This window comes from Auraticoccus monumenti (genome assembly GCF_900101785.1).
In the GTDB taxonomy this organism is placed as follows: domain Bacteria; phylum Actinomycetota; class Actinomycetes; order Propionibacteriales; family Propionibacteriaceae; genus Auraticoccus; species Auraticoccus monumenti.
This window is the reverse complement of sequence record NZ_LT629688.1, coordinates 3,675,562-3,701,932: the sequence shown is the minus strand read 5'-3', so window position 1 is coordinate 3,701,932 and position 26,371 is coordinate 3,675,562. Positions and strand designations below refer to the sequence as shown.

Genomic DNA, 26,371 nt, shown 5'->3' with positions numbered 1-26,371 from the left:
CCTTGTTCGGATCGGATGATTCGTATTACCGGACGTGCGTCAGGGCGTGCGGAGGAGAGCGAAGGGGTCAGGCGGTCCTGGGGGCGGCGACGGTGGCGGGACTGATCCCGTCGTCGCAGGGGTGCAGCTCGCGGTGGTCGGCGGGCAGCCGGCCGTCGAGGATCTCGGTCAGCACGGTGAGGGCGCGGGCTCCCACCGCCCGCTTGGGGATGCTCAGCTGGCTCCAGTGCGCCGCCTCGGAGGCGGCGGGCACCGCGTCCAGGCACACGGCGGACAGGTCGGTCGGGATCTGCACCCCGGCCTCGCGGGCGAGCCGCTCGACGTAGGGGGCGTCCTCGGTGGCCTCCACCACGACCGCGGTGAGGCCCTCGGCCACCCAGTACCGGGGGCCGGTCTCGGCGGTGGTGTCCTCCCGCTCGTACCAGGCCAGCGTGATGCCCAGCCCGGTCTCGGCGGTGCGGGCGGCGTCCCGGCGGTCGCGCTGGGGGGTCTGGTCCTGGCGGCCGCGCAGGTAGCCGATGCGGCGGTGCCCGGCCTCGACCAGCCGGGTCAGCGAGGCGGTGACCGCCGGCGCGTAGTCGACGCCGACCGAGGCCACCTCGGGGAGGGAGTCGCGTCGGCCCAGCACCACGAACGGGTACCGCTCGGCGGTCAGCCGGCGGAGCTCGTCGTCGTCGCGCTCCAGGCCGAAGACCACCGTGCCGTCGGCCAGCCGGAGCCGGTTCGTCCCGCCCCCGTAGATGCTCCGACGTCCGTCGGGGCGCTGGGTGGAGGCGAAGAGGACCAGGTCGCGCGCCAGCTCCACGGCCCGCTGCTCGATCCCCACCAGGAAGTCGTGGAAGTAGTCGTCGGGCCCGACCGGGAAGACCGGCTCGTAGGTGTGCACGCCGATCAGGTCGTTGCGCCCCCCGCGCAGGGAGCGTGCGGCCGGGTCCGGGACGTAGCTGAGCTCGGTCATCGCCCGCCGGATGCGCTCCTGGGTGGTGGTCGAGATGCTGTCGGTCTTGCCGTTGAGCACCAGGGAGACGGCGGTCTGGGAGACGCCGGCACGCTGCGCGATGTCGCGCTGACTGGGTCGTCGCATCCGTCCGTCACCTCCTCGTGGCTGCGACTAATACGAAAAAGTAGAGGCCGCTCCGGGACGTGTCAAGGGTCCCGCCCTGGAAACCCGTACGCCGTCGCCTCGCATCGGCGGTACACGCCGCGACGCGCCGGCCGTCGCCTGGACGACATACAGCCGTTCAGGGGTCAGCGTGGGACCCGCGGGCCGGCGGGGACGTCCAGGGTCAGCGGGGGACCAGCCGGGTCGGCGGGTGGGTGGCGGCCACCAGCGCGCGGAGCGCGGCGAGGTCGCCCTGCAGGACGCCGGCGGTGCGGGCCTGCACCAGCAGGTTGCCGATGGCGGTGGCCTCGACCGGCCCGGCCAGGACGGGGAGCCCGGCGTGGTCGGCCAGCCGCTGGCAGAGCAGGGTGTTCAGGGCCCCGCCGCCCACCACGTGCACCACCTCGACGTCCTGGTCGGCCAGCCGGCAGGCAGTCCGCACCGCCTGCGCCATGGCCAGCGCGAGGCTGTCCACGATGCTGGCCACCCAGTCCACGGGCTGCTCGGGCACCGGGTCCCCCTGGGCCCGCAGCAACGCCGCCACCCGGGGGGTCATCGCCCCGGGGGCCATCAGCGAGGCGTCGTCGACGTCGAAGGTGGGCACCGCGCCGGTGCGACCCGCCGCCTGCTCCAGCAGCCGAGGCAGCTCCGCCGTCCCGCCGTCCGGGTACCACTCCCGCAGCGCCGAGGAGAGCACCCAGAGCCCCATCACGTTGTGCAGGAAGCGGGTGGTGCCGTCGACCCCGAGCTCGTTGGTGAAGCCGGCGTCGCGGGCCTCGTCGGTGGCCACCGGGGCCGTCAGCTCCAGCCCGACCAGACCCCAGGTGCCGCAGGAGACCCAGGCGGCCCGACCGATGGTCATCGGCACCGCCACCACCGCCGAGGCGGTGTCGTGGGAACCCACCGCCACCAGCGCAGTGCTGGCCGGCAGACCGGTCCGCCCTGCCACCGCGGGGGACAGGGTGCCGATGCGGGTGCCCGGCTGCACGACGTCGCCGAACAACGACCGGGGGTAGCCGAGGCGCCGGATCAGCGTCTCGTTCCACACCGGCGGGGCGTCGAGGGTCAGCAGCCCGGTGGTGGAGGCGTTGGTGGCCTCGTGCACCGGGTCGGCCCCGAGCCAGTGCGCCACCAGGTCCGGCACCATCAGCATCCGGTCCGCGACGTCCAGCAGCCCCTCGTCCTGCTCGGCGGCCAGCTGGTAGAGGGTGTTGAAGGGCAGCAGCTGCAGCCCGTTCTGGGCGTACAGCTCGGCGAAGGGGACGCTGCGGTGGACGCGCTCCATGCCCCGCTCGCAGCGCTCGTCGCGGTAGTGCATCGGCTGGGCCAGCAGACGTCCGCCGCGGAGCAGCCCGTAGTCCACCGCCCACGAGTCCACCCCGATGCTGCTCGGCGCCAGGCCGCGCCGGCCCGCCTCCGACAACCCGGCGGTGATCCCGGCGTGCAGCGAGAGCAGGTCGGTCTGCAGCCCGTCGGGAGTCCGGACCGCCTCGTTGGTGAAGCGGCTGAGCTGCTCCAGCTCCAGGGTGCCGCGGCCGACCCGGCCCGCCATCACCCGGCCGCTGGTGGCGCCCAGGTCGACGGCGAGCAGGGTCGCGGTGTCGTCTGCCATGTCGGTCCCGATCAGCCCGGTCAGCGCAGGAACGCGGCGGCCACGCCGGCGTCGACGGGGACGTGCAGCCCGGTGGTGTGGCTGAAGTCCGAGGTGCACAGCGCGAAGGCGGCGTTGGCCACGTGCTCGGGCAGGACCTCGCGCTTGAGGATGGTGCGCTGGGCGTAGAACTTGCCCAGGTCCTGCTCCTCGACGCCGTAGGTCTTCGCCCGGTTCGCGCCCCAGCCGGAGGCGAAGATGCCCGAGCCGCGGACGACGCCGTCGGGGTTGATCCCGTTGACCCGGACCCCGTGCTCGCCGAGCTCGGCAGCCAGCAGCCGGACCTGGTGGGCCTGGTCGGCCTTGGTGGCGGAGTAGGCGATGTTGTTGGGTCCGGCGAAGACGGAGTTCTTGCTGGAGATGTAGAGGATGTCCCCGCCCAGCTGCTGGTCGATCAGCACCCGCGCAGTGGCCTTGGACACCAGGAAGGAGCCCTTGGCCATCACGTCGTGCTGCAGGTCCCAGTCCGCCGCGGTGGTCTCCAGCAGCGACTTGGACAGCGACAGGCCGGCGTTGTTGACCACCAGATCCACCCCGCCGAAGGCGAGCACGGCCGCGTCCACCATGGCCTGCACGGCGTCCTCGTCGGAGACGTCGGCGGCCACGCCCACGGCGACGTCGGTGCCGCCCAGCTCCGCGGCCGCGGCCTGCGCCTTCTCCAGCGACAGGTCCGCGATCACCACGCAGGCGCCCTCGGCGGCGAGCCGGGTGGCGATGGCCTTGCCGATCCCGGAGGCGGCTCCGGTGACCAGCGCGACGCGGGTGGCCAGCGGCTTCGGCTTCGGCATCCGCTGCAGCTTGGCCTCCTCCAGCGCCCAGTACTCGATCCGGAACTTCTCGCTCTCCTCGATCGGGGCGTAGCTGGACAGGCCCTCCGCGCCCCGCATCACGTTGATGGCGTTGACGTAGAACTCACCGGCCACCCGGGCGGTCTGCTTGTCCTTGCCGTAGCTGAACATGCCGACGCCGGGCACCAGCACGATCAGCGGGTCCGCACCGCGGATGGCGGGGGAGTCGGCGTCGGCGTGCCTGTCGTAGTAGGCCTGGTAGTCCGCGCGGTACTCCGTGTGCAGCTCGCGCAGCCGGTCCTTCACCTGCTCCAGCGGGGCGTCGGCGGGCAGGTCGAGCACCATCGGCTTGACCTTGGTGCGCAGGAAGTGGTCCGGGCAGGACGTCCCCAGCGCGGCCAGCCGCGGGTGCTCGCTGGAGGCCAGGAAGTCCAGCACGACGTCGGAGTCGGTGTAGTGGCCGACCATCGGCTTGTCGGTGGAGGCCAGCCCGCGGACCAGCGGGGCGATCGCCGCCGCGCGGGCGTGCCGGGCGGCCTCGGGGAGCGCGCCGTAGCCGTCCAGGGGGGCGCCGAAGGGCTCGGCCTTCGCGTGCGTCTCGATGTGCTCGGTGGCGGCGCGGATGATCTCCAGCGAGTTCGCCTCCGCCTCCTCCGAGGTCGCGCCCCAGGCGGTGATGCCGTGCCCGCCGAGGATGCAGCCGACGGCCTGCGGGTTGGCGCGCTGGATCTCGGCGATGTCGAGCCCGAGCTGGAAGCCCGGACGTCGCCAGGGCACCCACACCACCCGCTCGCCCCAGATCGTCCGGGTCAGCGCCTCGCCGTCGGCCGCGGTGGCGATGGCGATCCCGGCGTCGGGGTGCAGGTGGTCCACGTGCGCGGCGTCGACCAGGGCGTGCATCGCGGTGTCGATCGAGGGGGCCGCCCCTCCGCGGCCGTGCAGGCAGTAGTCGAAGGCCGCCACCATCTCGTCCTCGCGCTCGACGCCGGGGTAGACGTCGACCAGGGCGCGGAGGCGGTCCAGCCGGAGCACGGCCAGCCCCTTCTCCTGCAGCGTGCCGAGGTCGCCGCCGGAGCCCTTGACCCAGAGCAGCTCGACGTCGGCGCCGGTGACCGGGTCGGTCTCGGTGCCCTGGGCGGAGGTGTTGCCCCCGGCGTAGTTGGTGTTGCGGGGGTCCGCGCCGAGGCGGTTGGAGCGCTCGATCAGGCTCTGGACGGTGGCGTTGGTCATCGGGGTCTCCTGCGTCGCGTGGTCGGTGGGGAGGTGGTCGTCGTCGGCTCAGGCGCCCCAGCCGGCCTGCTGGCCGCCGACGCGCTCGCTCTCGATCTGCTGCTGGTAGCCCGACGCGGCGAAGGCGGCCATCGGGTTCCCGTCCAGCCCGCGGGACCCGCGCCAGTCGGCGAGGTCGGCGCGCACGTCGGTCCAGAAGGCGTCCATCACGATGCCGTTGGCCCCCAGCACGTCACCGGCCTCCTGGGCGGCGGTGAGCGCCTCGGTGTCGACCAGCAGCGCCTTCGCGGTGGCCTCCTGCACGTTCAGCACCGAGCGGATCTGGCCGGGGATCTTGGCCTCGACGTTGTGGCACTGGTCGAGCATGAAGGCCACCGGCGAGTCGGGCTCGAGCGCCCCGCCGCGCACCACCTCGACCAGGATGCGGAAGAGCTGGAAGGGGTCGGCCGCCCCGACGATCAGGTCGTCGTCGGCGTAGAAGCGGGAGTTGAAGTCGAAGGAACCGAGCTTCCCCAGCCGCAGCAGCTGCATCACGATGAACTCGATGTTGGTGCCGGGGGCGTGGTGGCCGGTGTCCAGGCAGACCATCGCCCGGTCGCCGAGCGCGTTGACCTGGGCGTAGGAGGTGCCCCAGTCCGGGACGTCGGTGGCGTAGAAGGCGGGCTCGAAGAACTTGTACTCCAGCACCAGTCGCTGCTCCGGGCCGAGCCGGTCGTAGATCGCCGCGAGGCTCTCGGCCAGCCGGTCCTGGCGTCCGCGCAGGTCGCCCTGGCCGGGGTAGTTGGTGCCGTCGGCGAGCCAGATCTTGAGGTCCTGGGAGCCGGTCGCGTCCATCACGTCGACGCAGGTCAGGTGGTGGTCGATCGCCTGCTGGCGGACCGCGGCGTCGGTGTGGGTGAGGCTGCCGAACTTGTAGACGTCGTCCTGGAAGGTGTTGGAGTTGATCGTCCCCAGCGAGACGCCCAGGTCCTCGGCGTGGCGGCGCAGCGCGGCGTAGTCGTCCACGGCGTCCCAGGGGATGTGCAGGGCCACGCTGGGGGCCAGCCCGGTGAAGCGGTGCACGGTGGCCGCGTCGGCGATCTTCTCCTGCACCGTGCGCGGGGTGCCGGGGGTGCCGAAGACCTTGAACCGGGTGCCGGAGTTCCCGAAGGCCCAGGAGGGGAGCTCGATGGCCTGGCGGCTCAGGACGTCGGTGATCTGGTCGAAGGTCGGCATCGGTGGCTCCCGGGGTCGGCGGCGGTGGCTGCGCCCACGGTAACCGATCGTGAAACGATTCAACAAGAGGCGTCGGGCAGAGGCGTGCCAGAGACGGCCCGAGCTTCGTGGGCTACGCTCCGCGAGTCGTCCAACCCAGCCAGGAGGAACAGTGGCCACGGTCAGCATCCGTGAGGTCGCGGCCCGGGCCGGCGTGTCGGTCGGGACGGTCTCCAACGTGCTGAACGCCCCGGCCAAGGTCTCCCCGCTGACCCTCGAGCGCGTCCACGAGGCCATCGACGCCCTCGGCTACGTCCGCAACGACGCCGCCCGCCAGCTGCGTGCCGGGACCAGCCGCAGCATCGGCTTCATCGTCCTCGACGTCTCGAACCCCTTCTTCACCGACGTCGCCCGCGGTGCCCAGCACGCCTCCTCCGCGGCCGGGTTCAACGTGCTGCTGGGCACCAGCGACCACGACCGGGCCAAGGAGAACGCCTACCTCGACCTCTTCGAGGAGCAGCGGGTCCAGGGCGTGCTCTTCTCACCGATCCACACCGACGACGAGCTGCTGGACCGGTTGCACCGCCGCGGTGTGCCCGTGGTGCTGGTCGGCAACCCCACCGACGACCCCCGCTTCGCCTCGGTGTCGGTGGACGACACCGCCGGCGGTGAGATGGCCGTCGCCCACCTGCTGGAGCAGGGGAGACGACGGATCACGATGATCGCCGGGCCGGCGGAGATCCGGCAGGTGGCCGAGCGCACCGAGGGGGCGCGCCGGGCGGTCGCCGCCGTCCCCGGCGCCACCCTGGAGGTGGTCCGCACCCCCTCGCTGACCGTGCTCGAGGGGCGCTCGGTCGGGCAGGAGCTGGCGGCGCGGCGGGGCGAGGACGCCCCCGACGCCGTCTTCGCCGCCAACGACCTGCTCGCGGTCGGCTGCCTGCAGGCCCTGACGCTGATGGGCGGCACCCGCCAGCCCGGCTCGATCGCGCTGGTGGGCTACGACGACATCGACTTCGCCAGCGCCACCGTGGTCCCGCTGAGCTCGATCCGCCAGCCCAAGGAGCTGCTCGGTCGGACCGCCGTGGAGCTGCTGCTCGAGCGGGTGGCCGCCGCTCCCGGGACGCCGGCCACCCACCACGTCTTCCAGCCCGAGCTGGTGGTGCGGGAGTCCAGCACCAAGGGCGTCTAGGTCCGGGTCGCTGGGTGGGCGAGCCCGCCTCCAGGAGCAGAACCGGTCGCTCAGCTGACGCCTCCGCTTCACGGTCGAGAGACGTTCGCTGAGCGACCGGTTGTGCCCGCCGCCCGCGAACCGAGGCAGGTGGGGCCGACGGCGGGCACCCAGCCGCCGTGAGCAGAACCGGTCCCTCAGCAGACGGCTCTCGACACAGGTCGAGAGACGTGCGCTGAGCGACCGGTTGTGCGTGCCGGACCGGTCGAGCGGTCAGTCAGGAGCCCGTCAGTCCCGGCCCCGACGCACGCCACGCCGCGAGGACGTCGTGCGTCCCCGCGGCGGCGCGGTCGGGCCCGGGTGGTGGCTCAGCCCTGCGGCAGCACCAGCTGCCCGTCGACGCGACGCGGGATGTCGGTGGCGTCGTCACGCAGCTCCGGCGGCAGCACCGCCTCGGGCGCGTTCTGGAAGACCACCGGACGCAGCCAGCGACGGATCGCGGTGGCCCCGACGGAGGTGTGCTGGGAGTTGGTGGCCGGCCAGGGGCCCCCGTGGTTCTGGGCCCAGCTGACCGCCACCCCGGTGGGGTAGGCGTTGAACAGGATCCGGCCGGCGTGCGCCTGCAGGGTGCGGGTCAGGCCGCTCAGCTCCGCGCCCTCGCCGGACCCGGTCTGGACGGTGGCGGTCAGGGAGTCCTCAACCGCGCCCAGCACCCCGTCCAGCTGCTCGGGGGAGTCCCAGCGCACCACCAGCGAGGCTGGGCCGAAGATCTCGGCGATGTCGTCGGGGGAGAGCTCGTCGGCGGGGGCCTGGAAGAGCGCCACCCCGACGCCGAAGCCCTCGCCCTCGGCCTCCCCGCGCGCGACCTGCTCCACGCCCGGGGTCTGGGCGTACTCCTCGGTGAGGCTGCGGTAGGAGTCGCGGATCCGCTCGTTCAGCAGCGGGACGGTGCTGGTCCGGCCCATCGCCTGACCCATCGCCGTGACCACGGCGTCGCCCTCGGCGCCGCTGGGCACCAGCACCAGGCCGGGCTTGGTGCACAGCTGGCCGGCCGAGCCGGTGACCGAGGTGGCGAGGCCCTCGCCGAGCTCCTGGGCGCGCTCGGCGGCGGCGGCGCGGGTGACCACGACGGGGTTGATGCTGCTCAGCTCGCCGTAGAACGGGATCGGGGCGTCGCGCTCGGCGATGGCCTCCATCAGGGCCTTGCCGGCACCGGTGGAGCCGGTGAAGCCGACGGCCGTCACCTCCGGGGCCTTGACCAGGGCCACCCCGGCCGCCTGGCCGTGCACCAGGCCGAGCACCCCGGCCGGGGCGCCGGCGGCGACGGCGGCGTCACGCATCAGCTGGAAGCACAGCACGCTGGTGCCGGGGTGGGACGGGTGGGCCTTCACCACCACGGGGCAGCCAGCGGCCAGCGCACTGGCCGTGTCGCCACCGGGGACGGAGAAGGCCAGCGGGAAGTTGCTGGCCCCGAAGACGGCCACGACGCCGGTGGCGACGAGCATCCGGCGGAGGTCCGGGCGGGGGCCCATCGGGGTGTCGCCAGCCGGGTCGAGGGTGACCTCGAGGTAGCTGCCCTCGGTGATCACCGAGGCGAAGAAGCGGAACTGGAACACCGTGCGGGTGAGCTCGCCGTTCAGCCGGGTGGCGCCCAGACCGGTCTCGGAGTCGGCGGTCTCGACGATCTGCTCCCGAGCCCCCTCCAGGGCGTCGGCGATCGCCTCGAGCAGGGCGGCCCGCTCGCTGCGCGGCAGCTCGGACAGCCAGGAGGCGGTGGCCGCGGCCTCGGCGACGACGGCCGCCACCTCCTCGGGGCTCGTCTCCTCGGCCACCGACTCGAGGGCGGCCCCGGTGTAGGGGTTCGTGGCGGTGATCGTGGTCATCGTCTGCATCTCCTGTGGATCGACTGCGGGTGGTGCGGGCGCCGGCGCGGGCCGGCGCTCCGGGCGTCAGGGCATGAACTCCCCGAGCTCTACCGTCGTGAACGAGCCTCCCAGACGGTTCAGGACGGGGTCGGTGGAGGGGGTCTCCCGCGGGGGGAACTGGCGGACCAGGTCGGGGAGGTCGCGCTCGGAGTCCCCGGTCGGCTCGTAGCCGGGGATGGACGTCCCGGAGAGGTCGAACCAGCCGCGCCGGTTGTCCGAGATGCCCCAGACGATCCGGTACGCGGGGGTCGGGTCGCCCAGCCAGGCCAGGATCATCGCGTCGTGGTCGGCCCGGGACAACCAGGTGCTCAGCGACCGCTCGTCGGCGGGGTGCTCGTCGCAGCTGCCGATCCGCACCGCGAGGACGTCGATGCCGAAGCGGTGGTGGTACACCGCGCCGAGCGCCTCCGTCGTCACCTTCGAGACCCCGTAGTAGCTGTCGGCCAGGGCGGTGCAGTCCGGCGGCAGCCCGCCCTCGGGGGCCCGGTCCCGGGTCTGGAAGCCGGCGGCGTGGTTGCTGGAGGCCAGGTAGACCTTGGCCACCCCGGAGTGGCGCGCCGCCTCCAGCACCGTGCGGGTGCCGTCGATGTTGACCTCGAGGATCTGCTCCCAGGTGCGCTCGCGCGGGTGCCCGCCGTAGTGCAGCAGGGCGGTGGCACCCTCGGTGGCCCGGGCCATCAGCGCGGCGTCGGTGACCGAGCCGACCAGCACCTCGGCGCCCTCGGGGACCACCTCGGGCTCACGCAGGTCGAGCAGCCGCAGCCGGTAGCCCGCGGCGGCCAGGGCCGAGGTGGCGAAGCCCCCCAGACGGCCGGCGGCGCCGGTGATCAGGACCAGGTCGTTCATCGCGGGTTCCTCCTGAGGGTCGGGTGGCGAGCCTAACGCGGGCCGACCTGGGGCCCGGGACCGTCACCGCGGAGTGAGAGGCTGGCCCCATGCGCGTCATCGGCTACACCTACCCCTGGGACCTGACCGAGGACCCCTGGCGCCGCGACCGGGTGCTGGGCCTCGGCCTCGACGCCGTCGCGGTGGCCGGGGCCTACCACGCGGTCCGGGCCGCCACCTCGACCCACCCGCGGCAGCGGACCAAGGTGGCATCCCACGCCGCCTTCTACCGCCCCGTCGACCCGTCCCGCTTCGGCACCCTGGTGCCACGCCCGGCGGGCTGGACCGAGTCCGCCGACGCCTTCGGCGAGACGGTGGCCCTGCTGCAGGGAGCCGGCGTGCCGGCCCTGGCGTGGACGGTGCTCAGCCACTCCTCCGAGCTCGGCGGCCGCCACCCCGACCACACCGTGGTCAACGCCTTCGGCGAGACCTACCCCTGGGCGCTGTGCACCAGCCACCCCGACACCCTGGCGCTGGCCGCCGCGCTGGTCTCGGAGCTGTCCGCGGGCCACCAGCTGGACGGCTACGTGCTGGAGGCCGTGGGCCACCTGGGCTTCGAGCACGGCGGGCTGCACGACAAGACGATGTCCTACTCCGCGCTGGAGCGGAGCCTGCTCTCGACCTGCTTCGCCCCCTGCTGCCGCGAGGCCCGAGGGACCGACGCCGACGACGACCTGGCCGCGGCGGTGCGGGAGGCGATGCAGCCCGGCGGCGCGGCGGGACATCCGGACGCGGACCTGGCCGGGGTGCTGGGTGCGGAGCGGACGGACCTCCTGGCCGCCGGCCAGGAGCGGGCGGTCGGGGGGATGGCCGCGGCCGTCGCCGAGGTGCTCCCGCCGTCGGTCGAGGTGCACCTGCCCGCCAGCCCCGACGTCCACGCCAGCGGACCGTTCGCCCCGGTGGGGCCCGCGCTGCGGGGGCTGCCGGCCGGCACGGCGCCCTTCGCGGCGGCCTGGGGGTCGCTGGACAAGATCGAGACGCAGGTGCGCACCCTGGTCGAGGCCTCGGACGGGGCACCGGTCGGCGCCTACCTGACCTACATCGAGCCGGGCGCACCGCCGCTGGCCGAGCAGGTGGCGCGGGCGGCCGAGGCGGGTGCGTCGAGCGTCCACCTCTACCACCTGGGGCTGTGCTCGGCGGCCCAGCTGGACGAGGTGGCGGCGCTGGTGCAGAGCCTGCGGTGACCTCCCCGGTGGTGCGTGGAGGACGTCCTCAGGGGTGGGTTGAGTCGTTTCAACGACCGTCCTCGGCTAGGCTCCGAGGACGCCCGCGGTGCGGGCCCGAGCAGAGGAGGTGACGACGCCGGTGCGGATCGCCCTGTTCATCACCTGCCTCGCCGACGCCATGTTCCCCGACGTGGGACGGGCCACGACGACCCTGCTGCGACGGCTGGGCCACGAGGTCGTCTTCGACGCCGACCAGGCCTGCTGCGGGCAGATGCACGTCAACACCGGCTACCAGCGCGAGGCCCTGCCGATGGTGCAGCGCTTCGCCGACCTCTACGCCGACGCCGACCTGGTGGTGGCCCCGTCCGGCTCCTGCGTGGGGTCGGTGCGCCACCAGCACGCCCTGGTGGCCGACCGCTTCGGCAGCCGGGGGCTGCAGCAGCAGACCCGCCGGGCGGCCGAGCACACCTACGAGCTGTCTGAGCTGCTGGTCGACGTGCTGGGCGTGACCGACGTCGGCGCCCACTTCCCGCACCGGGTCACCTACCACCCCACCTGCCACTCGCTGCGGATGCTGCGGGTGGGGGACAAGCCGCTGCAGCTGCTCCGCGCCGTCCAGGCCATCGACCTGGTGGAGCTGCCCGGCGCGGACCAGTGCTGCGGGTTCGGCGGCACCTTCGCGGTGAAGAACGCCGACACCTCCACCGCCATGCTGACCGACAAGATGCGCGCCGTGGCCGACACCGGCGCGGAGTTCTGCACGGCGGGCGACTCCTCCTGCCTGATGCACATCGGCGGCGGGATGACCCGTGCCCGGGCCGCGGCCCGCACCATCCACCTGGCCCAGATCCTCGCCTCCACCGCCGAGGCGCCGTTCCAGCCCGACGTCACCGCCGGCTCGGTCACCGCCGACCCGCCGGTGGTCAGCGCCCCGCCGCGCGCCGGGGGTGCCTCGTGAGCACCGTGCTGCTGGGCATGCCGACGCTGCCGCCGCCCTCGCCGAGGGGCACCGGCAACCTGCGCGGTGACGAGTCCTTCCCCGACGCCGCCCGCTCGGCCCTGGGCAACGCCCAGCTGCGTCGCAACATCGCCCACGCCACCACCACCATCCGCGGCAAGCGCGCCGCCGTGGTGGGGGAGCTGCCGCACTGGGAGGAGCTCCGCGAGGCCGGCCGTCAGCTGAAGTCGCACACCATGGCCCACCTGGACCGGTACCTGGTCCAGCTGGAGGAGGCGGTGACCGCCCGCGGCGGCACCGTGCACTGGGCGCGCGACGCCCAGGAGGCCAACGAGATCGTCACCCGGCTGGTCCGGGCCACCGGCGCGGACGAGGTGGTCAAGGTGAAGTCGATGGCCACCCAGGAGATCGGGCTCAACGAGCACCTCGAGGCCGAGGGCATCGCCGCGGTGGAGACCGACCTGGCCGAGCTGATCGTCCAGCTGGGGCACGACAAGCCCTCCCACATCCTGGTCCCGGCCATCCACCGCAACCGCACCGAGATCCGCGAGATCTTCCTGCGCGAGATGGGCGACGTGCCTCCCGACCTCACCGACGACCCGGCCGCCCTGGCCGCGGCGGCACGTCGGCACCTGCGTCGCAAGTTCCTCTCCGCCCGGGTAGCGGTCAGCGGGGCCAACTTCGCCGTCGCCGAGACCGGGACCCTCAGCGTGGTGGAGTCCGAGGGCAACGGGCGGATGTGCCTGACCCTGCCGCAGACCCTGATCACCGTGATGGGCATCGAGAAGATCGTGCCGCGGGCCCAGGACCTCGAGGTCTTCCTGCAGCTGCTGCCGCGCTCCTCCACCGGTGAGCGGATGAACCCCTACACCTCGATGTGGACCGGCGTCACCCCCGGCGACGGGCCCCAGGAGTTCCACCTGGTGCTGCTGGACAACGGCCGCACCCGGGTCCTGGCCGACGAGCACGGCCGCGACGCCCTCAACTGCATCCGCTGCAGCGCCTGCCTCAACGTCTGCCCGGTCTACGAGCGCACCGGCGGGCACGCCTACGGGTCGGTCTACCCCGGGCCCATCGGCGCCGTGCTCTCCCCCCAGCTCACCGGGGTGGAGGACAACGCCTCGCTGCCCTTCGCCTCCTCCCTCTGCGGGGCCTGCTACGACGCCTGCCCGGTCAAGATCGACATCCCCAGCATGCTGGTGCACCTGCGCGCCGAGCACGTCGAGGAGCACCGGCGGGGGTCCCGCGTCCCCAGCGTCGAGTCGGTGGTGATGACGGTGATGTCGTGGGTGATGGGTCACCCGAGGCGCTGGGCGGCCGCCGCCCGGGCCGGCCGGCTCGGACGTCTGCTGCGCACGAGGCGCGGCACCATCGGCGCGATCCCCGGACCGGTGATCGGCGGCTGGACCAGCGCCCGCGACATCCCGGCCCCGCCAACGCAGACCTTCCGCGACTGGTGGCGCGGGCAGGAGGACCAGTGACCACCCGCGACGCAGGCACCGCCCGCGAGGAGGTGCTGGCCCGGGTCCGTCAGGCCCACGCCGCCGCCGCCCCCGAGCCCTGGCCCTACGAGGAGATCGACCGCGCCTACCGTGCTCCGGAGGCGGCGACGGCTGCCTCCTTCGACACCGAGGCCCTGGTCGAGCTGCTGGTGGACCGGCTGCTGGACTACAAGGCCGGGGTGCGCCGCTGCGGGGCCGGCGAGGTCGGCGCCACCGTGGCCGCGCTGCTGGCCGAGCGAGGCGCCCGGCGCGTGGTCGTCCCACCCGGTCTGGACCAGGCCTGGCGCAGCGCCGGGGTGGAGTGGGTGGTCGACGAGCCGGCGCTCGGCGTCACCCAGCTCGACGAGGCCGACGCGGTGGTGACCGGCTCGGCGGTGGCGGTCGCGCTGACCGGCAGCATCGTGCTGGACGCCAGCCCCGACCAGGGACGCCGCGCGATCAGCCTGGTGCCCGACCACCACGTCTGCGTCGTCGCCGTCGACGACGTGGTGCACGGGGTGGGGGAGGCCCTGACCCGGCTGAACACCACCCGCCCGCTGACCTGGATCAGCGGTCCCAGCGCGACCAGCGACATCGAGCTGGACCGCGTCGAGGGCGTCCACGGCCCCCGCCTGCTGGACGTGGTCGTCGTCGCCTGACCGCGGGTCCCGGTCCCGCGTCCGCCCGAGCCGGGTGACGGGCCCGGCCGAGCTCGCGCGCCCCCTCTCCGTCGGTCACGAGACGACGCGACCGACGTCGCGGGGGAGGTCCCAGCAGCCGGAGACGACCCGCGGGCACCTCTTTACATCGATGAAATGACCTGCTTATGGTGCCCGGGAGGCAGCGACGACGCTGCTCCGGGAGGAGCCCCCCATGACCCCGTCCATCACCCGTCGCACCCTGCTCGCCGGAGGTGTCGCCGCGGTCGCCGCCCCCGGCAGCACGGCGGTGGCGCGGGACCGCACGCCACCACCCCCGACCTGGCGGAGCGCCTCGGTGCACGACCCGGACCTGGTCCGCTCCGGGCGGTGGTCCTACGTCTTCGGCTCCCACGCGGCCTTCGCCCGCACCGACGACCTGCTGGTCTGGGAGCAGCTGGCCGGTGACGGTCTGGCCGCCAGCCCGCTGTTCGAGGACGGGCCCGCCGAGCTCGCCGAGGCGCTGGAGTGGGCCCGGGCCGAGACGCTGTGGGCGCCGGGGGTCACCCGGCTCGCCGACGGCCGGTGGGCCTGCTACTACTGCGCGTGCGAGGGCACCTCGCCCCGCTCGGCGCTGGGTCTGGCCCTGGCCGACTCCGTCACCGGGCCCTACCGCGACGCCGGTCTGCTGCTGCGCTCGGGGATGGGGCAGGGCGAGGAGGACCCGACCAGTGAGGACGGCACCCCCTACGACGCCCGGGTGCACCCCAACGTCATCGACGCCGACCTGGTCACCGACGCCGAGGGCGTGCCCTGGATGGTCTACGGCTCGTTCTCCGGCGGCATCTTCCTGCTCGAGCTGGACCCCGCCAGCGGGCGTCCCCGTCCGGGGCAGGGCTACGGCCAGCACCTGATGGGCGGCAACCACGCCCGGATCGAGGGCCCGGCGGTGCTGCACCACCCGGGCACCGGCTGGTACTACCTCTTCGTCACCTTCGGCGGCCTGGACGCCGACGGTGGCTACAACGTGCGGGTCGCCCGCGCCCGCCGGCTGAGCGGGCCCTGGCTCGACGCAGAGGGCACCGACATGTCCACCGTCGCCGCCGACCCGGACCTGCCGCTGTTCGACGACGTCTCGATCGCCCCGCACGGGGTCAAGCTGCTGGGCAACCACCAGTTCCGCACCCCGACCGGTGGTCCCGGGCACGGCTACGTCTCCCCGGGTGGGGTCTCCGCCGAGCTCGACCCCAACACCGGCGAGCCCTTCCTGGTCTTCCACACCCGCTTCCCGGGACAGGGGGAGCGGCACGAGCTGCGCACCCACCCGATGGCGATCACCGCCGACGGGTGGCCGCTGGTCCTCCCGCTGCCCTACGACGGCCGCAGTGACCCCCGCCCGGTGCGCGGCAGCGACGTACCCGGGCGCTACCAGGTGGTCCACCACCGCAAGCCCATCACCCCCGAGGTGGCCACCCCGGTCGAGGTCGAGCTGCACCGCGACGGCCGGGTCAGCGGCGGGCTGCAGGGCCGGTGGCGTCCGGCTGGTCGCTCCCGGGCCGTGCTGGACCTGGCCGACGGGCGGCACCAGGCGGTGCTGGCCCGCCAGTGGAGCGCCGACGCCGGCGGTCTTCGCACCACCTTCGCCGCCCTCGCCCCCGACGGCACCACGTCGGCCGGCGTCGGGATCTGAGCGGCGGCGCCCCGGTCGCGACGGGACGGCCACCGTGCGCGTGGGGTGCCGGGGTAACCTGCACGCCATGTCCGTGCAGGCAGTGGAGTACGAGGTCCGCCGGGTCCGGCTCGACCGCGACCTGTCCCGCACCGCGGTCCGGCGGCTGCTGACCGACCAGGCCGAGTACGGCGGGTGGGAGCTCAGCCGGCTGCGGCGCTACCGCGACGGCACCCGGGAGGCGTGGATGCGTCGCAAGATCATCCGGGTGCGACGTCGCGACGACGGCTGGCCCTTGGCCGCCGACCTCGACTGAGCCACCGGCGTCGGGGCAGGGGTGCCGTCGGGTGTGGTGGGCCGGTAGGGCGTGGTCAGACGTCGCGGGCCGGCAGGGCCCCGCCGCTGACGTCGTCCAGGGCCCGGACGATCTCCGACGGCAGCTCGACGTCCTCCACCGACAGGCAGGCCCGGAGCTGGCTGACCGTGCGCGCGCCCAGCAGCGGGGCGGTGACCGAGGGGGCGTCGCGCACCCAGGCCAGCGCCACCTGCAGCGGGGTCAGGTCCAGGCCGTCGGCGGCCTTGGCCACGGCCTCCACCACGGCCCGCGAGCGCGGCTCGAGGTAGGGCTCGACGAACCAGGCGAAGTGGTCCGAGGCGCCCCGGGAGTCCCGCGGGGTCCCGGTCCGGTACTTGCCGGTGAGCACGCCGCGGCCCAGCGGTGACCAGGGGAAGCAGCCCATCCCGAAGGCGCGGACCGCCGGCAGCACCTCGATCTCGGCCCGGCGCGCCAGCAGCGAGTACTCCACCTGGGTGCTCACCACCTTGGCCCGGCCCGGCACGGCCAGCTGCCAGGTGGCGGCCTGGGCGGTCTGCCAGCCCACGTAGTTGGAGATGCCGACGTAGCCGACCCGGCCGGAGCTGACCGCCTGGTCGCACGCCGCGAGCGTCTCCTCCAGCGGGGCGTGACCCCAGGCGTGCACCTGCCACAGGTCGATGTGGTCGGTCCCCAGCCGACGCAGCGAGGCGTCCAGGTCCCGCAGCATGGCCCGGCGGGAGGTGTCGACCACCCGCTCGCCGTCACGCACCCCGAACCCGGCCTTGGTGGCGATCACCAGGTCGTCGCGGGCCACCACCCGGTCCAGCATCGAGCCGATCATGGACTCCACCGCGCCCGAGCCGTAGGCGGCCGCGGTGTCGACCATGGTGCCGCCGGCGTCGAGGAAGGCGGTCATCAGCTCGGTGGCGGTCTCGGGGGAGACGTCCCGGCCCCAGGTGAGGGTGCCCAGACCCATCCGTGAGACCTCCAGCCCGCTCGTGCCCACCTGTCGTCGCCGCATGGGGTCCGACCCTAGCGTCGGCGTGGAAGGGGGCCGGCCGCGCGAGATGGCTAGGTTGGCGCCATGCGTCTCGGACTGAACCTCGGGTACATGGTGGCCGCCGACGACCCGGCGGGACAGCTGCGGCTGACCCGGCACGCCGAGGAGCTGGGCTTCGACGTGGTCTGGGCGGCGGAGGCCTACGGGTCGGACTCCCCGACCGTGCTGGCCTGGCTGGCCGGTCAGACCACCCGGATCGACCTCGGTGCGGCGGTGATGCAGATCCCCGGGCGGACGCCGGCGATGACCGCGATGACCGCCGCCAGCCTGGACGTCCTCAGCGGTGGCCGGTTCCGGCTCGGTCTGGGGGTCTCCGGTCCGCAGGTCTCCGAGGGCTGGCACGGGGTGCGCTTCGCCCGCCCGCTGGAGCGGACCCGGGAGTACCTCGACGTCGTCACCACGGCGCTCGCCGGTGGGACCGTCCGCTACGAGGGACGTCACCACCAGCTGCCGCTGCCCGACGGGCCGGGCAAGGCGCTGAGGCTGATGATGCGCCCGGTCAGCGAGCACGTGCCGGTGTACCTGGCCGCGGTCGGGCCGAAGAACCTGCGGCTGGCCGGGGAGCGGGCCGACGGCTGGCTGGCGGTCTTCTACACCGCCGAGCACGCCGCGGAGCAGCTGGCCGAGATCGCGGCCGGACGGGAGTCGGTGGGGCTCGGCATGGACGGCTTCGACGTGGTGCCCACCTTCCCGCTGGTGGTGGGGGACGACGTGGCCTCCTGCGTGGACCCGGTGCGGGGCTACGCCGCCCTCTACCTCGGCGGGATGGGCAGCCGGGAGCAGAACTTCTACAACCAGCTGGCGGTGCGGATGGGCTACGGCGAGGAGGCCGCCCTGGTGCAGGACCTGTACCTGGACCGGCGCCACCGCGAGGCCGCGGCGGCGGTGCCGGCGGAGTTCGTCGACGCCACCTCGCTGCTGGGGGACCGGGCCCGGCTCACCGACCGGCTGGCCGCCCTCCGCGACTCCGGGGTGACCACCGCCACCGTCACCCCCTTCGCCCGCGACCTCGACGCGCGCTGCGACGCCCTCACCGTGCTGGCCGAGGCCCACGCCGCCCTCTGAGCTCTGACCCCTGCACCAGTCGAGCGGGGACCAGCTGGCCCCGGACGTCGCTGGCCAGCCCGGGCCCCGGGGGACGCGACGGTACGGCGCGAGCCGGGCTCTGCTCGGGAGCGGTCGCGTCCGGGGGCGTCCGGAGGCGGGCGAGGTGCCAGCGATCAGCCGGTGGGGAGGGGGTCCAGGGCGCCGGTCAGGAGCAGCACGGCCACCACGGCCGCCAGCACGAGCCGGTAGATCACGAACGGCGTGAACGTGTGGGTGCTGATGTAGCGCAGCAGCCAGGAGATCACCGCGTAGCCGACGACGAACGAGATCACCGTGGCCAGCGCGATCGGCCCCCACGCCACCGGAGCGGGGTCGGCGGCGACGTCGGTCAGCTTGTACAGCCCCGAACCGACCACCGCCGGCACGGCCAGCAGGAAGGAGTAGCGGGCCGCCGCCTCCCGCTTGTAGCCCAGGGCCAGCCCGGCGGCGATGGTGGCCCCGGACCTCGACACGCCGGGGATCAGGGCCAGGCACTGGGCGAACCCCATCAGCACGCCGTCGCGCCAGCTGAGCTGCTCCAGCGGCTTGATGTTGCGGGCCAGCCGGTCGGCGACCCCGATCACCACGCCGAACCCGGCCAGCATGGCCACCGTCACCCACAGGTTGCGCAGGGCGTGGTCGATGGCGTCCTGGAACAGCAGCCCCAGCACCACGATCGGGATGGTGCCGATGATGACCAGCCAGCCCATCCGGGCGTCGGGGTCGTTCCGGGGGACCGTGCCGCGCAGGGACCCCACCCAGCGGCTGATGATGCGGCCGATGTCGCGGGCGAAGTAGACCAGGACCGCGGCCTCGGTGCCCAGCTGGGTGATGGCGGTGAAGGCCGACCCCGGGTCCTCGCCGATCAGCAGCTGGCCGACGATTGACTGGTGGGCGCTGGAGGAGATCGGCAGGAACTCCGTCAACCCCTGCACGATCCCCAGGATCAGGGCGTCCCACCAGCTCATTCGTGTCCTCCGTGTCCGTGACCGCCCGGGGCTCGGGCCGCGGACCACAGTAGGGCCACGGCGGGCCCACGCCGAGCGACCGCGGTCGTGGTGCGTGGAGCGCGAGTCGGCCCGGGGTCGTGGGTGGCGGCGACCCAGGGCGCCGCGACGGGGACACGTGCTGGCGCCCGCGCCGCTGAGGGACTGGTGGTTGGCGTCGAGGGTGCCCTGGTGGTCGAGGTGGTGCTGAGCCGCTCGCGCGGAGCCGGGTCGACCCCGCCACCGAGCCGGGGTGGACGACCGCCACGGTGCGGGGTGGCCCGCGGCCGTCGCCGGCGTCGATCTCGCACCGATGTCGGTGCAGCACTGACGCCCGTGGTCGAACCCGACGGCCAGGTCGCTGTCGGCTCTCGGTCGTGGACGAGACCCGACCCGGCCGCTCCCTGCAGCGCGAACGCACACCGCGGCCGACCAGGACCTGACGCGGGAGGCCGGTCCGGCGGGCCACGTGGACCTCCGCGGAGCGAACCGTTGCCCGTGCTGCTGGACGGGCACACTGGCCGGGTGACCATCCACTCCGAGCACCCCTTCGCCACGCCGGACTCCGAGCGGAGCCCGCTGCGGCGGCTGCGGGGACGGCTGCCCCAGGCGGTCACCGTCTGGACCACGGGCGCCGGGGCCGCCCGGGAGGGCTGGACCCTCAGCTCGGTGCTGGTCGCCGACGGTGAACCCGGTGAGGTGCTGGGTCTGCTCGACCCCGACAGCGACCTGGCCGCCGAGCTCGACCCCGGGACGGCGCTGGTGGTCAACGTGCTGGACGCCGGCCAGCGCGCGGTGGCCGACGCCTTCGCCCGGGTCGCCCCCTCACCCGGCGGCCCGTTCCGCACCGGCGACTGGGAGCAGGGCCCGCACGGCCCGCGACTGCTCGGCGCCCAGGGCTGGCTGGGCGTGAGGGTCCTCGATGGTCCGGAGGTCCACGTCGGCTGGTCCCTGCTGGTCCGCGCCGTGGTCGAGACCGTCGAGCTCGACGCCGACCGCTCCACCCTCGTCCACACCCGCGGCCGCTACTCCGCCGGCTGACCCACCCGTCTGCGACCTCCTCTCGCCGACGCGCGCCGCCCGTCGCCTGGACTCAGTCCGGCGAGTCGCCGCAAGGTGTCGTGACACCGGCGGAGCAGACGACCACTCATGGCCACTCGCCCCGACGTGCTGGGCTGGCGAGTGCGACGCCCCGGCTCGGCGCCCCCAGATACCCACGCCACCACGTGCCGCCAGGCCGCTGGGAGCGCCTCGCGGCCAGCTCCCCTGACGACGAGGTACCCACCGGGGACTCTCGTGGCCAGTCGCCGCGACATGCCGTCACACCGACGGGGTAGGCGACCACTCGCGGCCACTCGCTCGGAGGGATGGGACGCCGCCCACGACCTCGCGAGATTCCCCGTCGGGACTCGTCGTGGCGAGTCGCCGCAGGATGCTGTGACGGCGTCCGTCACATCGACCGACCGTGGCTACTCGCTTCAGGGGGATGGGTCCTCGCCCACGACCTCGCGAGGCTGCCGTCGCGACACGGTGCGGCGAGTCGCCGCATGGTGCTGCGATTGCGTCCAGGAAGGCGACCACTCATGGCCAGTCGCCCCCGATGTGGCGGGCCTTCCCTGGATCCGACGTCCCCGGCCGGCTCAGGGCGTGCCCGGTCGTCACGTGACGACAGGTGGACAGATGGCCGGGGACTCTCGTGGCCAGTCGCCGCGACATGCCGTCACGCCGACGGGGGAGGCGACCACTCGTGGCCACTCGCTCCGACGTGGCGGACCGGGCGATGCCAACGACCGGGCGCCCGCGACGACGTGGCCGCCACGTCGCCGGGACTCCCGTGGCCAGTCGCCGCGAGGTGCCGTCACGCCGACGGGGGAGGCGACCACTCGCGGCCACTCGCTCCGACAGGTGTGCCCACTCGCCCCGTGGGGTGGCGCCTCCCCAGCCGCCACGGCGGTCGCGATGACCAGCCGCACGCTGCGCGCGAACCTCCCGCAGGACGTCCGGTCGCGATAGAGTGCGGCGCAGAATGGATCTGACGAGAACTTTCCTCGTCACAGCGCATCTCGACAGTGGATCATCCAACCGTCGAGGTAGGGGAGGAGTCACCGGTGACCACGAGCTTCCGCGTCACGTACGCGACGCTGAGCGCCGACAACGAGGAGCTGCACACCGCCTACGAGACCGGCGCGGCCCGGGTCCGGGAGCAGCTCGGCTTCGACGTCGCCGCGCCCGGTGACGACGAGGCCGGCGAGGCCGTCGAGGTCCGCAGCCCGGCCGACCCCTCCGTGGTGGTGTGCCGGGTCCGTCCCGCCTCGCCCGCGGCGGTCGACCGCGCGGTGGCCGCGGCGAAGGCGGCGTTCCCGGCCTGGGCCGCCACCCCGTGGCAGGAGCGGCTGGAGGTCCTCCGCCGGTGCGCCGACGCGATCAGCGAGGCCTCCGACGAGCTGGCCGCCCTGATGACCGTCGAGGTCGGCAAGAACCGCCTGGAGGCCCTGGGTGACGTCGAGGAGTCGGCGGTCTTCTTCCGCTACTACAGCGACGTGATGGCGGAGAACCAGGGCTACGAGGTCGCCATGGACACCCTGTCCGAGCGCGAGCAGACCCGCAGCGTGCTCAAGCCGCACGGCGTCTGGGGCGTGATCAGCCCCTTCAACTTCCCCGCCGCCCTCGCCGCCGGGCCCACCGCCGCCGCACTGGTGGCCGGCAACACCGTGGTGGTGAAGCCGAGCCTGCAGGGCAGCGCCACCGCCTGGCGGCTGCACCAGGTCCTCACCGGGGCGGGACTCCCCGAGGGCGTCCTCCAGCTGGTCCCCGGCGGTGACGAGGCCGGACGTGCCCTGGTCGCCTCGCCCGACGTCGCCGGTCTCACCTTCACCGGCTCCTACGAGGCCGGCATGCAGGTGCTGCGCGCCGGCGGCTCCTCCTGGCCGCGCCCGGTGATCGCGGAGATGGGTGGCAAGAACCCCACCGTCGTCACCGCCTCGGCCGACCTCGACGCCGCCGCCGACGGCGTCTCCCGCTCGGCCTTCGGCTTCTCCGGGCAGAAGTGCTCGGCCTGCTCCCGGGTCTACGTCGACGCCCGCGTGCACGACGACTTCGTCACCCGGCTGGTCGAGCGCGCCGGCGCCGTCGCGGTGGGGGACCCGCTGGAGCGGACCACCTACCTCGGCCCGGTGATCGACGCCGCCGCCGTGGAGCGCTTCCGCGACGCCGTCGCCCAGGCCCGGCGGCGCGGTGCGGTGGTGGCCGGCGGGGACGTGCTGACCGGCGACGCCCTGCCCGGTCACTACGTCGCCCCCACCGTGGTCACCGGGCTGCCCGCCGACGACCCGCTGCTCGGCACCGAGCTCTTCCTGCCCTTCGTGGCCGTGGTGCCGGTGTCCTCCCTGGACGAGGCGATCGGGCTGGCCAACGACACGGTCTTCGGGCTGACCGCCGGGTTCTTCTCCGGCGACGACGACGAGGTGGAGGAGTTCCTCCGTCGGATCGAGGCCGGCGTCGTCTACGTCAACCGGCCGGCCGGGGCCACCACCGGCGCCTGGCCCGGTATCCAGCCCTTCGGCGGCTGGAAGGGCTCCGGCTCCTCGGGCAAGGCCGGCGGCGGGCGCTACTACCTCGGCCTGTTCATGCGCGAGCAGTCCCAGACGGTGGTCCAGCGGTGACCACCTCCACGACCACCGACACCGCCACGACCACCGACACCGCCACGACCACCGACACCGCCACGACCACCACGACGACCGAGAGCACGGAAGGCGCCCCGATGACCCTGACCACCACCCCGCTCGCCGCGCCCACCCCGGACTGGCTCGACGGTCGCCCGGTGCCGGACCTGCGGACGTCCCTGCCCGGCCCGCGCACCCGCGAGGTGGTGGCCCGCGACCAGGCGGTCACCAGCCCGTCGCTGCCCCGCGCCTACCCCTTCGCCCCCCGGCGCGGCCACGGCAGCGTGCTCGAGGACGTCGACGGCAACCTCTTCCTGGACTTCAACGCCGGCATCGCGGTCAACTCCACCGGCCACGCCCACCCCCGGGTCCGTGACGCCGTGCAGCGTCAGGCCGGGGAGCTGCTGCACTACTCCGCCAGCGACTTCTTCCTGCCCATCTACTCAGAGACCGCCCGGGTGCTGGCCGACCTGGCCCCGATCGAGGGCCCGGTCCGGGTCTTCCTCACCAACTCCGGCGCGGAGGCCGTCGAGGGGGCGCTCAAGCTGGTCCGGAAGGCGACCGGTCGCAGCCACGTGGTCAGCTTCTACGGTGCCTTCCACGGCCGCACCTACGGCGCCCTCAGCCTGACCTCCTCCAAGGCCAAGTACCACGCCGGCTTCGGCCCGCTGGTACCCGACGTCCACCACGTCCCCTACGCCGACCCGGCCAGGGTGGCCGCCGGTGAGCCGGACGAGGCGACCTTCGAGGCGCTGGAGCGGATGTTCCGCCACGACGTCGACCCCCGCGAGGTGGCGGCGGTCTTCGTCGAGCCGATCCAGGGAGAGGGTGGCTACATCGTCCCGGCGGCGGGCTGGATGCAGCGGCTCCGCGACCTGTGCGACGAGCACGGCATCCTGCTGGTGGCCGACGAGGTGCAGTGCGGGATGGGCCGGACCGGGCGGATGTGGGCCATCGAGCACACCGGCGTCCAGCCCGACGTCCTGATCAGCGCCAAGGGGCTGGCCTCCGGGCTCCCGCTGGGGGCCTTCATGGCCCGGGCGGAGCTGATGGAGGCCTGGGGTGCGGGCACCCACGGCTCCACCTACGGCGGCAGCCCGATCCCCTGCGCGGCGGCCCTGGCCACCTGCGCGGTGATCGAGGAGGAGGGGCTGCTGGCCGCGGCCACCGAGCGTGGCGACCAGGTGCTGGCCGGGCTGCGGGAGCTCCGGCAGCGCCACCCCGACCTGCTCGTGGACGTCCGCGGCGTGGGTCTGATGATCGGCGTCCAGCTCTCCAGCGGCGCCCGGGCCGAGGCCCTGCAGCACGCCTGCTTCGAGCGCGGCCTGCTGGTGCTGGAGGCGGGGGAGGACGTGGTCCGGATGTCACCGCCGCTGGTCGTCACCGCCGACGAGGTGGAGACCGCCCTGCGGATCCTGGGCGAGGCCCTCGCCACGGTGGCCTGAGGCCGTGGCGGTCTTCGCCCGCGCGCCCGGGCTGCCGCGGGTGGCCTGGGCCCGCGGGGTGGAGGTGGTGGACACCGACGGGCGCCGCTACCTCGACGCCAGCGGCGGTGCGGTCGTGGTGGGCGTCGGCCACGGGGTGGAGGAGGTCGTCGAGGCCGCCGCCGCGCAGGCCCGCCGGGTGGCCTACGTGCACGGCACCGCCTTCGGCTCCGACGTGCTGGAGGAGTACGCCGCCGAGCTCGCCCCGCTGCTGCCCCTGGACGACCCGGCGGTCTACCCGGTCTCCGGGGGCAGCGAGGCGGTGGAGACCGCGCTCAAGATGGCCCGCGCCTACCACCTCGCCCGCGGCGAGGACCGCTGGGTGGTGGTCGGGCGCGAGCACAGCTACCACGGCAACAGCCGGGGTGCGCTGGACGTCTCCGGGCGGGCGGCCCTCCGCGCCCCCTACCTGCCCTGGCTGGGACCGGCCGTGCACACCAGCACGCCCCAGGAGTACCGCTGCGGGTTCGACACCCACCCCCACGGCTGCGGACTGCGCCACGCCGAGCGGCTCGAGCAGACGATCGCCGACGCCGGCCCGGAGCGGGTGGCGGCCTTCGTGGCCGAGCCGGTCGCCGGGGCCGGTCTGGCCGCCTGCGTCCCGCCGGAGGACTACTGGCCGGCGGTGGTGGAGGTCTGCCGCCGGCACGGGGTGCTGGTGGTGGCCGACGAGGTGATGACCGGGTTCGGGCGGACCGGCCGGTGGTTCGCCAGCGAGCACTTCGGGATGCGCCCGGACCTCCTCACCGCGGGCAAGGGTGCCGCCTCCGGCTACTGGCCGCTGGGGCTGGCGGTGGCCAGCGGGGAGGTGCACGAGACCATCGGCGACGGCGGTCTGGTGCACGGGTTCACCTACTCCCACCACGCCGTCGGCGCAGCCACCGGGCTCGCCGTGCTGCGCCGGCTCCGCGACCACGGGCTGGTCGGCGCCGCCGAGGAGCGCGGCGCCCAGCTGGCCGGCCTGCTGCGCGAGCGGCTGGGTGACCACCCGTGGGTCGGGGACGTCCGCGGCGCCGGTCTGCTGGTCGGTGTCGAGCTGGTCGAGGACCGGGGGAGCAGGACCCCCTTCCCGCGCAGCCGACGGGTCACCGAGCAGCTGCTGGCCGCGGCCAAGGAGCTGGGTCTGCTGCTCTACCCGGCCGCCGGGTGCGCCGACGGCAGCCGCGGGGACGCCGTCCTGCTGGGTCCGCCGCTGGTGATCAGCGCCGCCGAGGTCGAGCAGGTGGTGGAGCGGCTGGTCGCTGCCCTGGACGTCCTGGCCGACCGGCTCAGGGCCGCCGGGCCGGGCTGAGGTCCTGGGCCATCCGGAGCTCCTGCAGCACCACCGGCCCGCGGTCGTCGGTCTTGACCAGCCGGTCCCCGACCCAGCCGTGGCGCCGGTAGAAGGCGCAGGCCCGCTCGTTGCCGCGCAGCACCCACAGCGTCGCGCGGGTGAAGCCGCGGTCCCGGAGTCGGTGCAGGGCCTGCTGGTGCAGGGCGTGCCCCAGCCCCCGGCCCCAGTGCTCGGCGCGGACGTAGAGGGCGAAGAGCTCACCGCGGGACCGGTCGTCCGGGGCGTCGGGGTCGGCCGACGGGCCGACCACCGCGATCCCGCAGACCCGGCCGTCGACCACGGCCACCAGCTCGTCGGTGGTGCGGTCCGCACGGACCAGCTGGGTGCGCCAGCGCTCCTCCGCCGCGGCCAGGGAGAGCCCGTCGAGGTAGTCCTGGGGGAGCAGGCCGGCGTAGCCCTGCTGCCAGCCGAGCGTCTGCACCTCCGCGACGGCGACGGCGTCACCGGGCTCGGCCGCCCGCACCAGGACCGCTCCGCGCACTGCGTCCACCGGTACCTCCTCGTCGCCGTGCCCCCCATTGTCCGCACGAAGATGACGGTGGTGTTTCGCCGACCGCCACGGCGGCGCCAGGCCCGAGCCGCCGCG

Annotated in this window: 21 protein-coding genes; 12 read left to right on the top strand and 9 right to left on the bottom strand. The window is 74.2% G+C overall.

All coding sequences use genetic code 11. The features are described from left to right. Positions 1 to 67: 67 nt before the first annotated feature. The 4 genes from BLT52_RS17125 to rhaI all read right to left on the bottom strand — a co-directional run bounded on the left by BLT52_RS17125 (position 68) and on the right by rhaI (position 5,986). Entirely contained in the window at positions 68 to 1,084 is a 1,017-nt protein-coding gene (locus tag BLT52_RS17125) for a LacI family DNA-binding transcriptional regulator (protein WP_090595221.1), read from the bottom strand. A 202-nt stretch (positions 1,085 to 1,286) separates the two neighbouring features. After that, the gene (locus BLT52_RS17120; RefSeq protein ID WP_090595219.1) at positions 1,287 to 2,714 is read right to left on the bottom strand and encodes a rhamnulokinase; all 1,428 of its coding nucleotides are present in this window, start codon (positions 2,712 to 2,714) and stop codon (positions 1,287 to 1,289) included. 20 nt (positions 2,715 to 2,734) lie between these two features. After that, entirely contained in the window at positions 2,735 to 4,771 is a 2,037-nt protein-coding gene (locus BLT52_RS17115; protein ID WP_090595218.1) for a bifunctional aldolase/short-chain dehydrogenase, read from the bottom strand. Between the two features lie 48 nt (positions 4,772 to 4,819). Further along, on the bottom strand, positions 4,820 to 5,986 hold the full coding sequence (rhaI, locus tag BLT52_RS17110) for an L-rhamnose isomerase (protein WP_090595216.1): 1,167 nt from the start codon (positions 5,984 to 5,986) through the stop codon (positions 4,820 to 4,822). 151 nt (positions 5,987 to 6,137) lie between these two features. Between rhaI and BLT52_RS17105 the strand changes: the two genes are divergently transcribed. After that, positions 6,138 to 7,154 carry a LacI family DNA-binding transcriptional regulator gene (locus tag BLT52_RS17105; RefSeq protein WP_197679088.1) on the top strand — a complete coding sequence of 339 codons (1,017 nt, stop codon included), beginning with the start codon at positions 6,138 to 6,140 and terminating at the stop codon, positions 7,152 to 7,154. A 347-nt stretch (positions 7,155 to 7,501) separates the two neighbouring features. On the opposite strand, the gene BLT52_RS17100 is transcribed toward BLT52_RS17105, so the two are convergent. Together BLT52_RS17100 and BLT52_RS17095 are read right to left on the bottom strand one after the other, a co-directional pair. Beyond that, the gene (locus BLT52_RS17100) at positions 7,502 to 9,016 is read right to left on the bottom strand and encodes an aldehyde dehydrogenase (NADP(+)) (protein ID WP_090597005.1); all 1,515 of its coding nucleotides are present in this window, start codon (positions 9,014 to 9,016) and stop codon (positions 7,502 to 7,504) included. A gap of 66 nt (positions 9,017 to 9,082) precedes the next feature. Continuing rightward, a complete protein-coding gene (locus BLT52_RS17095) occupies positions 9,083 to 9,904 on the bottom strand; it encodes an NAD-dependent epimerase/dehydratase family protein (protein WP_090595214.1) in 822 nt (273 codons plus the stop codon). Between the two features lie 89 nt (positions 9,905 to 9,993). Here BLT52_RS17095 and BLT52_RS17090 point away from each other — a divergent pair, with 89 nt between their 5' ends. The 6 genes from BLT52_RS17090 (at position 9,994) to BLT52_RS17065 (ending at position 16,171) form a co-directional block, all read left to right on the top strand. After that, positions 9,994 to 11,127 carry a hypothetical protein gene (locus tag BLT52_RS17090; RefSeq protein ID WP_090595213.1) on the top strand — a complete coding sequence of 378 codons (1,134 nt, stop codon included), beginning with the start codon at positions 9,994 to 9,996 and terminating at the stop codon, positions 11,125 to 11,127. An 88-nt stretch (positions 11,128 to 11,215) separates the two neighbouring features. Next, positions 11,216 to 12,067 carry a (Fe-S)-binding protein gene (locus BLT52_RS17085; RefSeq protein WP_456236370.1) on the top strand — a complete coding sequence of 284 codons (852 nt, stop codon included), beginning with the start codon at positions 11,216 to 11,218 and terminating at the stop codon, positions 12,065 to 12,067. A 17-nt stretch (positions 12,068 to 12,084) separates the two neighbouring features. Next, the gene (locus tag BLT52_RS17080) at positions 12,085 to 13,548 is read left to right on the top strand and encodes a LutB/LldF family L-lactate oxidation iron-sulfur protein (protein ID WP_090597003.1); all 1,464 of its coding nucleotides are present in this window, start codon (positions 12,085 to 12,087) and stop codon (positions 13,546 to 13,548) included. Then, positions 13,545 to 14,207, top strand: a complete 663-nt coding sequence (locus BLT52_RS17075; protein ID WP_090595210.1) for a LutC/YkgG family protein — start codon at positions 13,545 to 13,547, stop codon at positions 14,205 to 14,207. Before BLT52_RS17080 ends, BLT52_RS17075 begins: the two co-directional genes overlap by 4 nt. Positions 14,208 to 14,421: 214 nt before the next feature. Beyond that, the gene (locus BLT52_RS17070; protein ID WP_090595208.1) at positions 14,422 to 15,876 is read left to right on the top strand and encodes a glycoside hydrolase family 43 protein; all 1,455 of its coding nucleotides are present in this window, start codon (positions 14,422 to 14,424) and stop codon (positions 15,874 to 15,876) included. 67 nt (positions 15,877 to 15,943) lie between these two features. Further along, on the top strand, positions 15,944 to 16,171 hold the full coding sequence (locus BLT52_RS17065; RefSeq protein ID WP_172804072.1) for a DUF5703 family protein: 228 nt from the start codon (positions 15,944 to 15,946) through the stop codon (positions 16,169 to 16,171). A gap of 55 nt (positions 16,172 to 16,226) precedes the next feature. On the opposite strand, the gene BLT52_RS17060 is transcribed toward BLT52_RS17065, so the two are convergent. Further along, positions 16,227 to 17,192, bottom strand: a complete 966-nt coding sequence (locus tag BLT52_RS17060) for an aldo/keto reductase (RefSeq protein WP_090595207.1) — start codon at positions 17,190 to 17,192, stop codon at positions 16,227 to 16,229. A gap of 63 nt (positions 17,193 to 17,255) precedes the next feature. Here BLT52_RS17060 and BLT52_RS17055 point away from each other — a divergent pair, with 63 nt between their 5' ends. Further along, complete coding sequence (locus tag BLT52_RS17055; RefSeq protein WP_090595205.1) at positions 17,256 to 18,296, top strand: LLM class F420-dependent oxidoreductase; 1,041 nt, start codon at positions 17,256 to 17,258, stop codon at positions 18,294 to 18,296. 155 nt (positions 18,297 to 18,451) lie between these two features. Here the strand turns inward: BLT52_RS17055 and BLT52_RS17050 are convergent, their stop codons facing one another. Then, positions 18,452 to 19,285, bottom strand: a complete 834-nt coding sequence (locus BLT52_RS17050) for an undecaprenyl-diphosphate phosphatase (RefSeq protein WP_090595204.1) — start codon at positions 19,283 to 19,285, stop codon at positions 18,452 to 18,454. A 543-nt stretch (positions 19,286 to 19,828) separates the two neighbouring features. Between BLT52_RS17050 and BLT52_RS17045 the strand changes: the two genes are divergently transcribed. From BLT52_RS17045 to BLT52_RS17030, 4 genes are all read left to right on the top strand, one after another. Continuing rightward, positions 19,829 to 20,344, top strand: a complete 516-nt coding sequence (locus BLT52_RS17045) for a flavin reductase family protein (protein WP_090596999.1) — start codon at positions 19,829 to 19,831, stop codon at positions 20,342 to 20,344. A 1,067-nt stretch (positions 20,345 to 21,411) separates the two neighbouring features. Then, positions 21,412 to 22,965 carry an aldehyde dehydrogenase family protein gene (locus BLT52_RS17040; protein ID WP_090595202.1) on the top strand — a complete coding sequence of 518 codons (1,554 nt, stop codon included), beginning with the start codon at positions 21,412 to 21,414 and terminating at the stop codon, positions 22,963 to 22,965. Then, positions 22,962 to 24,413 (top strand): aminotransferase class III-fold pyridoxal phosphate-dependent enzyme, encoded by a 1,452-nt coding sequence (locus BLT52_RS17035; RefSeq protein ID WP_197679087.1) that lies wholly within the window; start codon positions 22,962 to 22,964, stop codon positions 24,411 to 24,413. Before BLT52_RS17040 ends, BLT52_RS17035 begins: the two co-directional genes overlap by 4 nt. Before the next feature lie 4 nt (positions 24,414 to 24,417). Beyond that, positions 24,418 to 25,743 (top strand): aminotransferase family protein, encoded by a 1,326-nt coding sequence (locus BLT52_RS17030; protein ID WP_090595200.1) that lies wholly within the window; start codon positions 24,418 to 24,420, stop codon positions 25,741 to 25,743. Here the strand turns inward: BLT52_RS17030 and BLT52_RS17025 are convergent. After that, the gene (locus tag BLT52_RS17025; RefSeq protein WP_157677191.1) at positions 25,721 to 26,275 is read right to left on the bottom strand and encodes a GNAT family N-acetyltransferase; all 555 of its coding nucleotides are present in this window, start codon (positions 26,273 to 26,275) and stop codon (positions 25,721 to 25,723) included. The two genes, BLT52_RS17030 and BLT52_RS17025, sit on opposite strands and share 23 nt — an antisense overlap. Between the last annotated feature and the right edge of the window lie 96 nt (positions 26,276 to 26,371).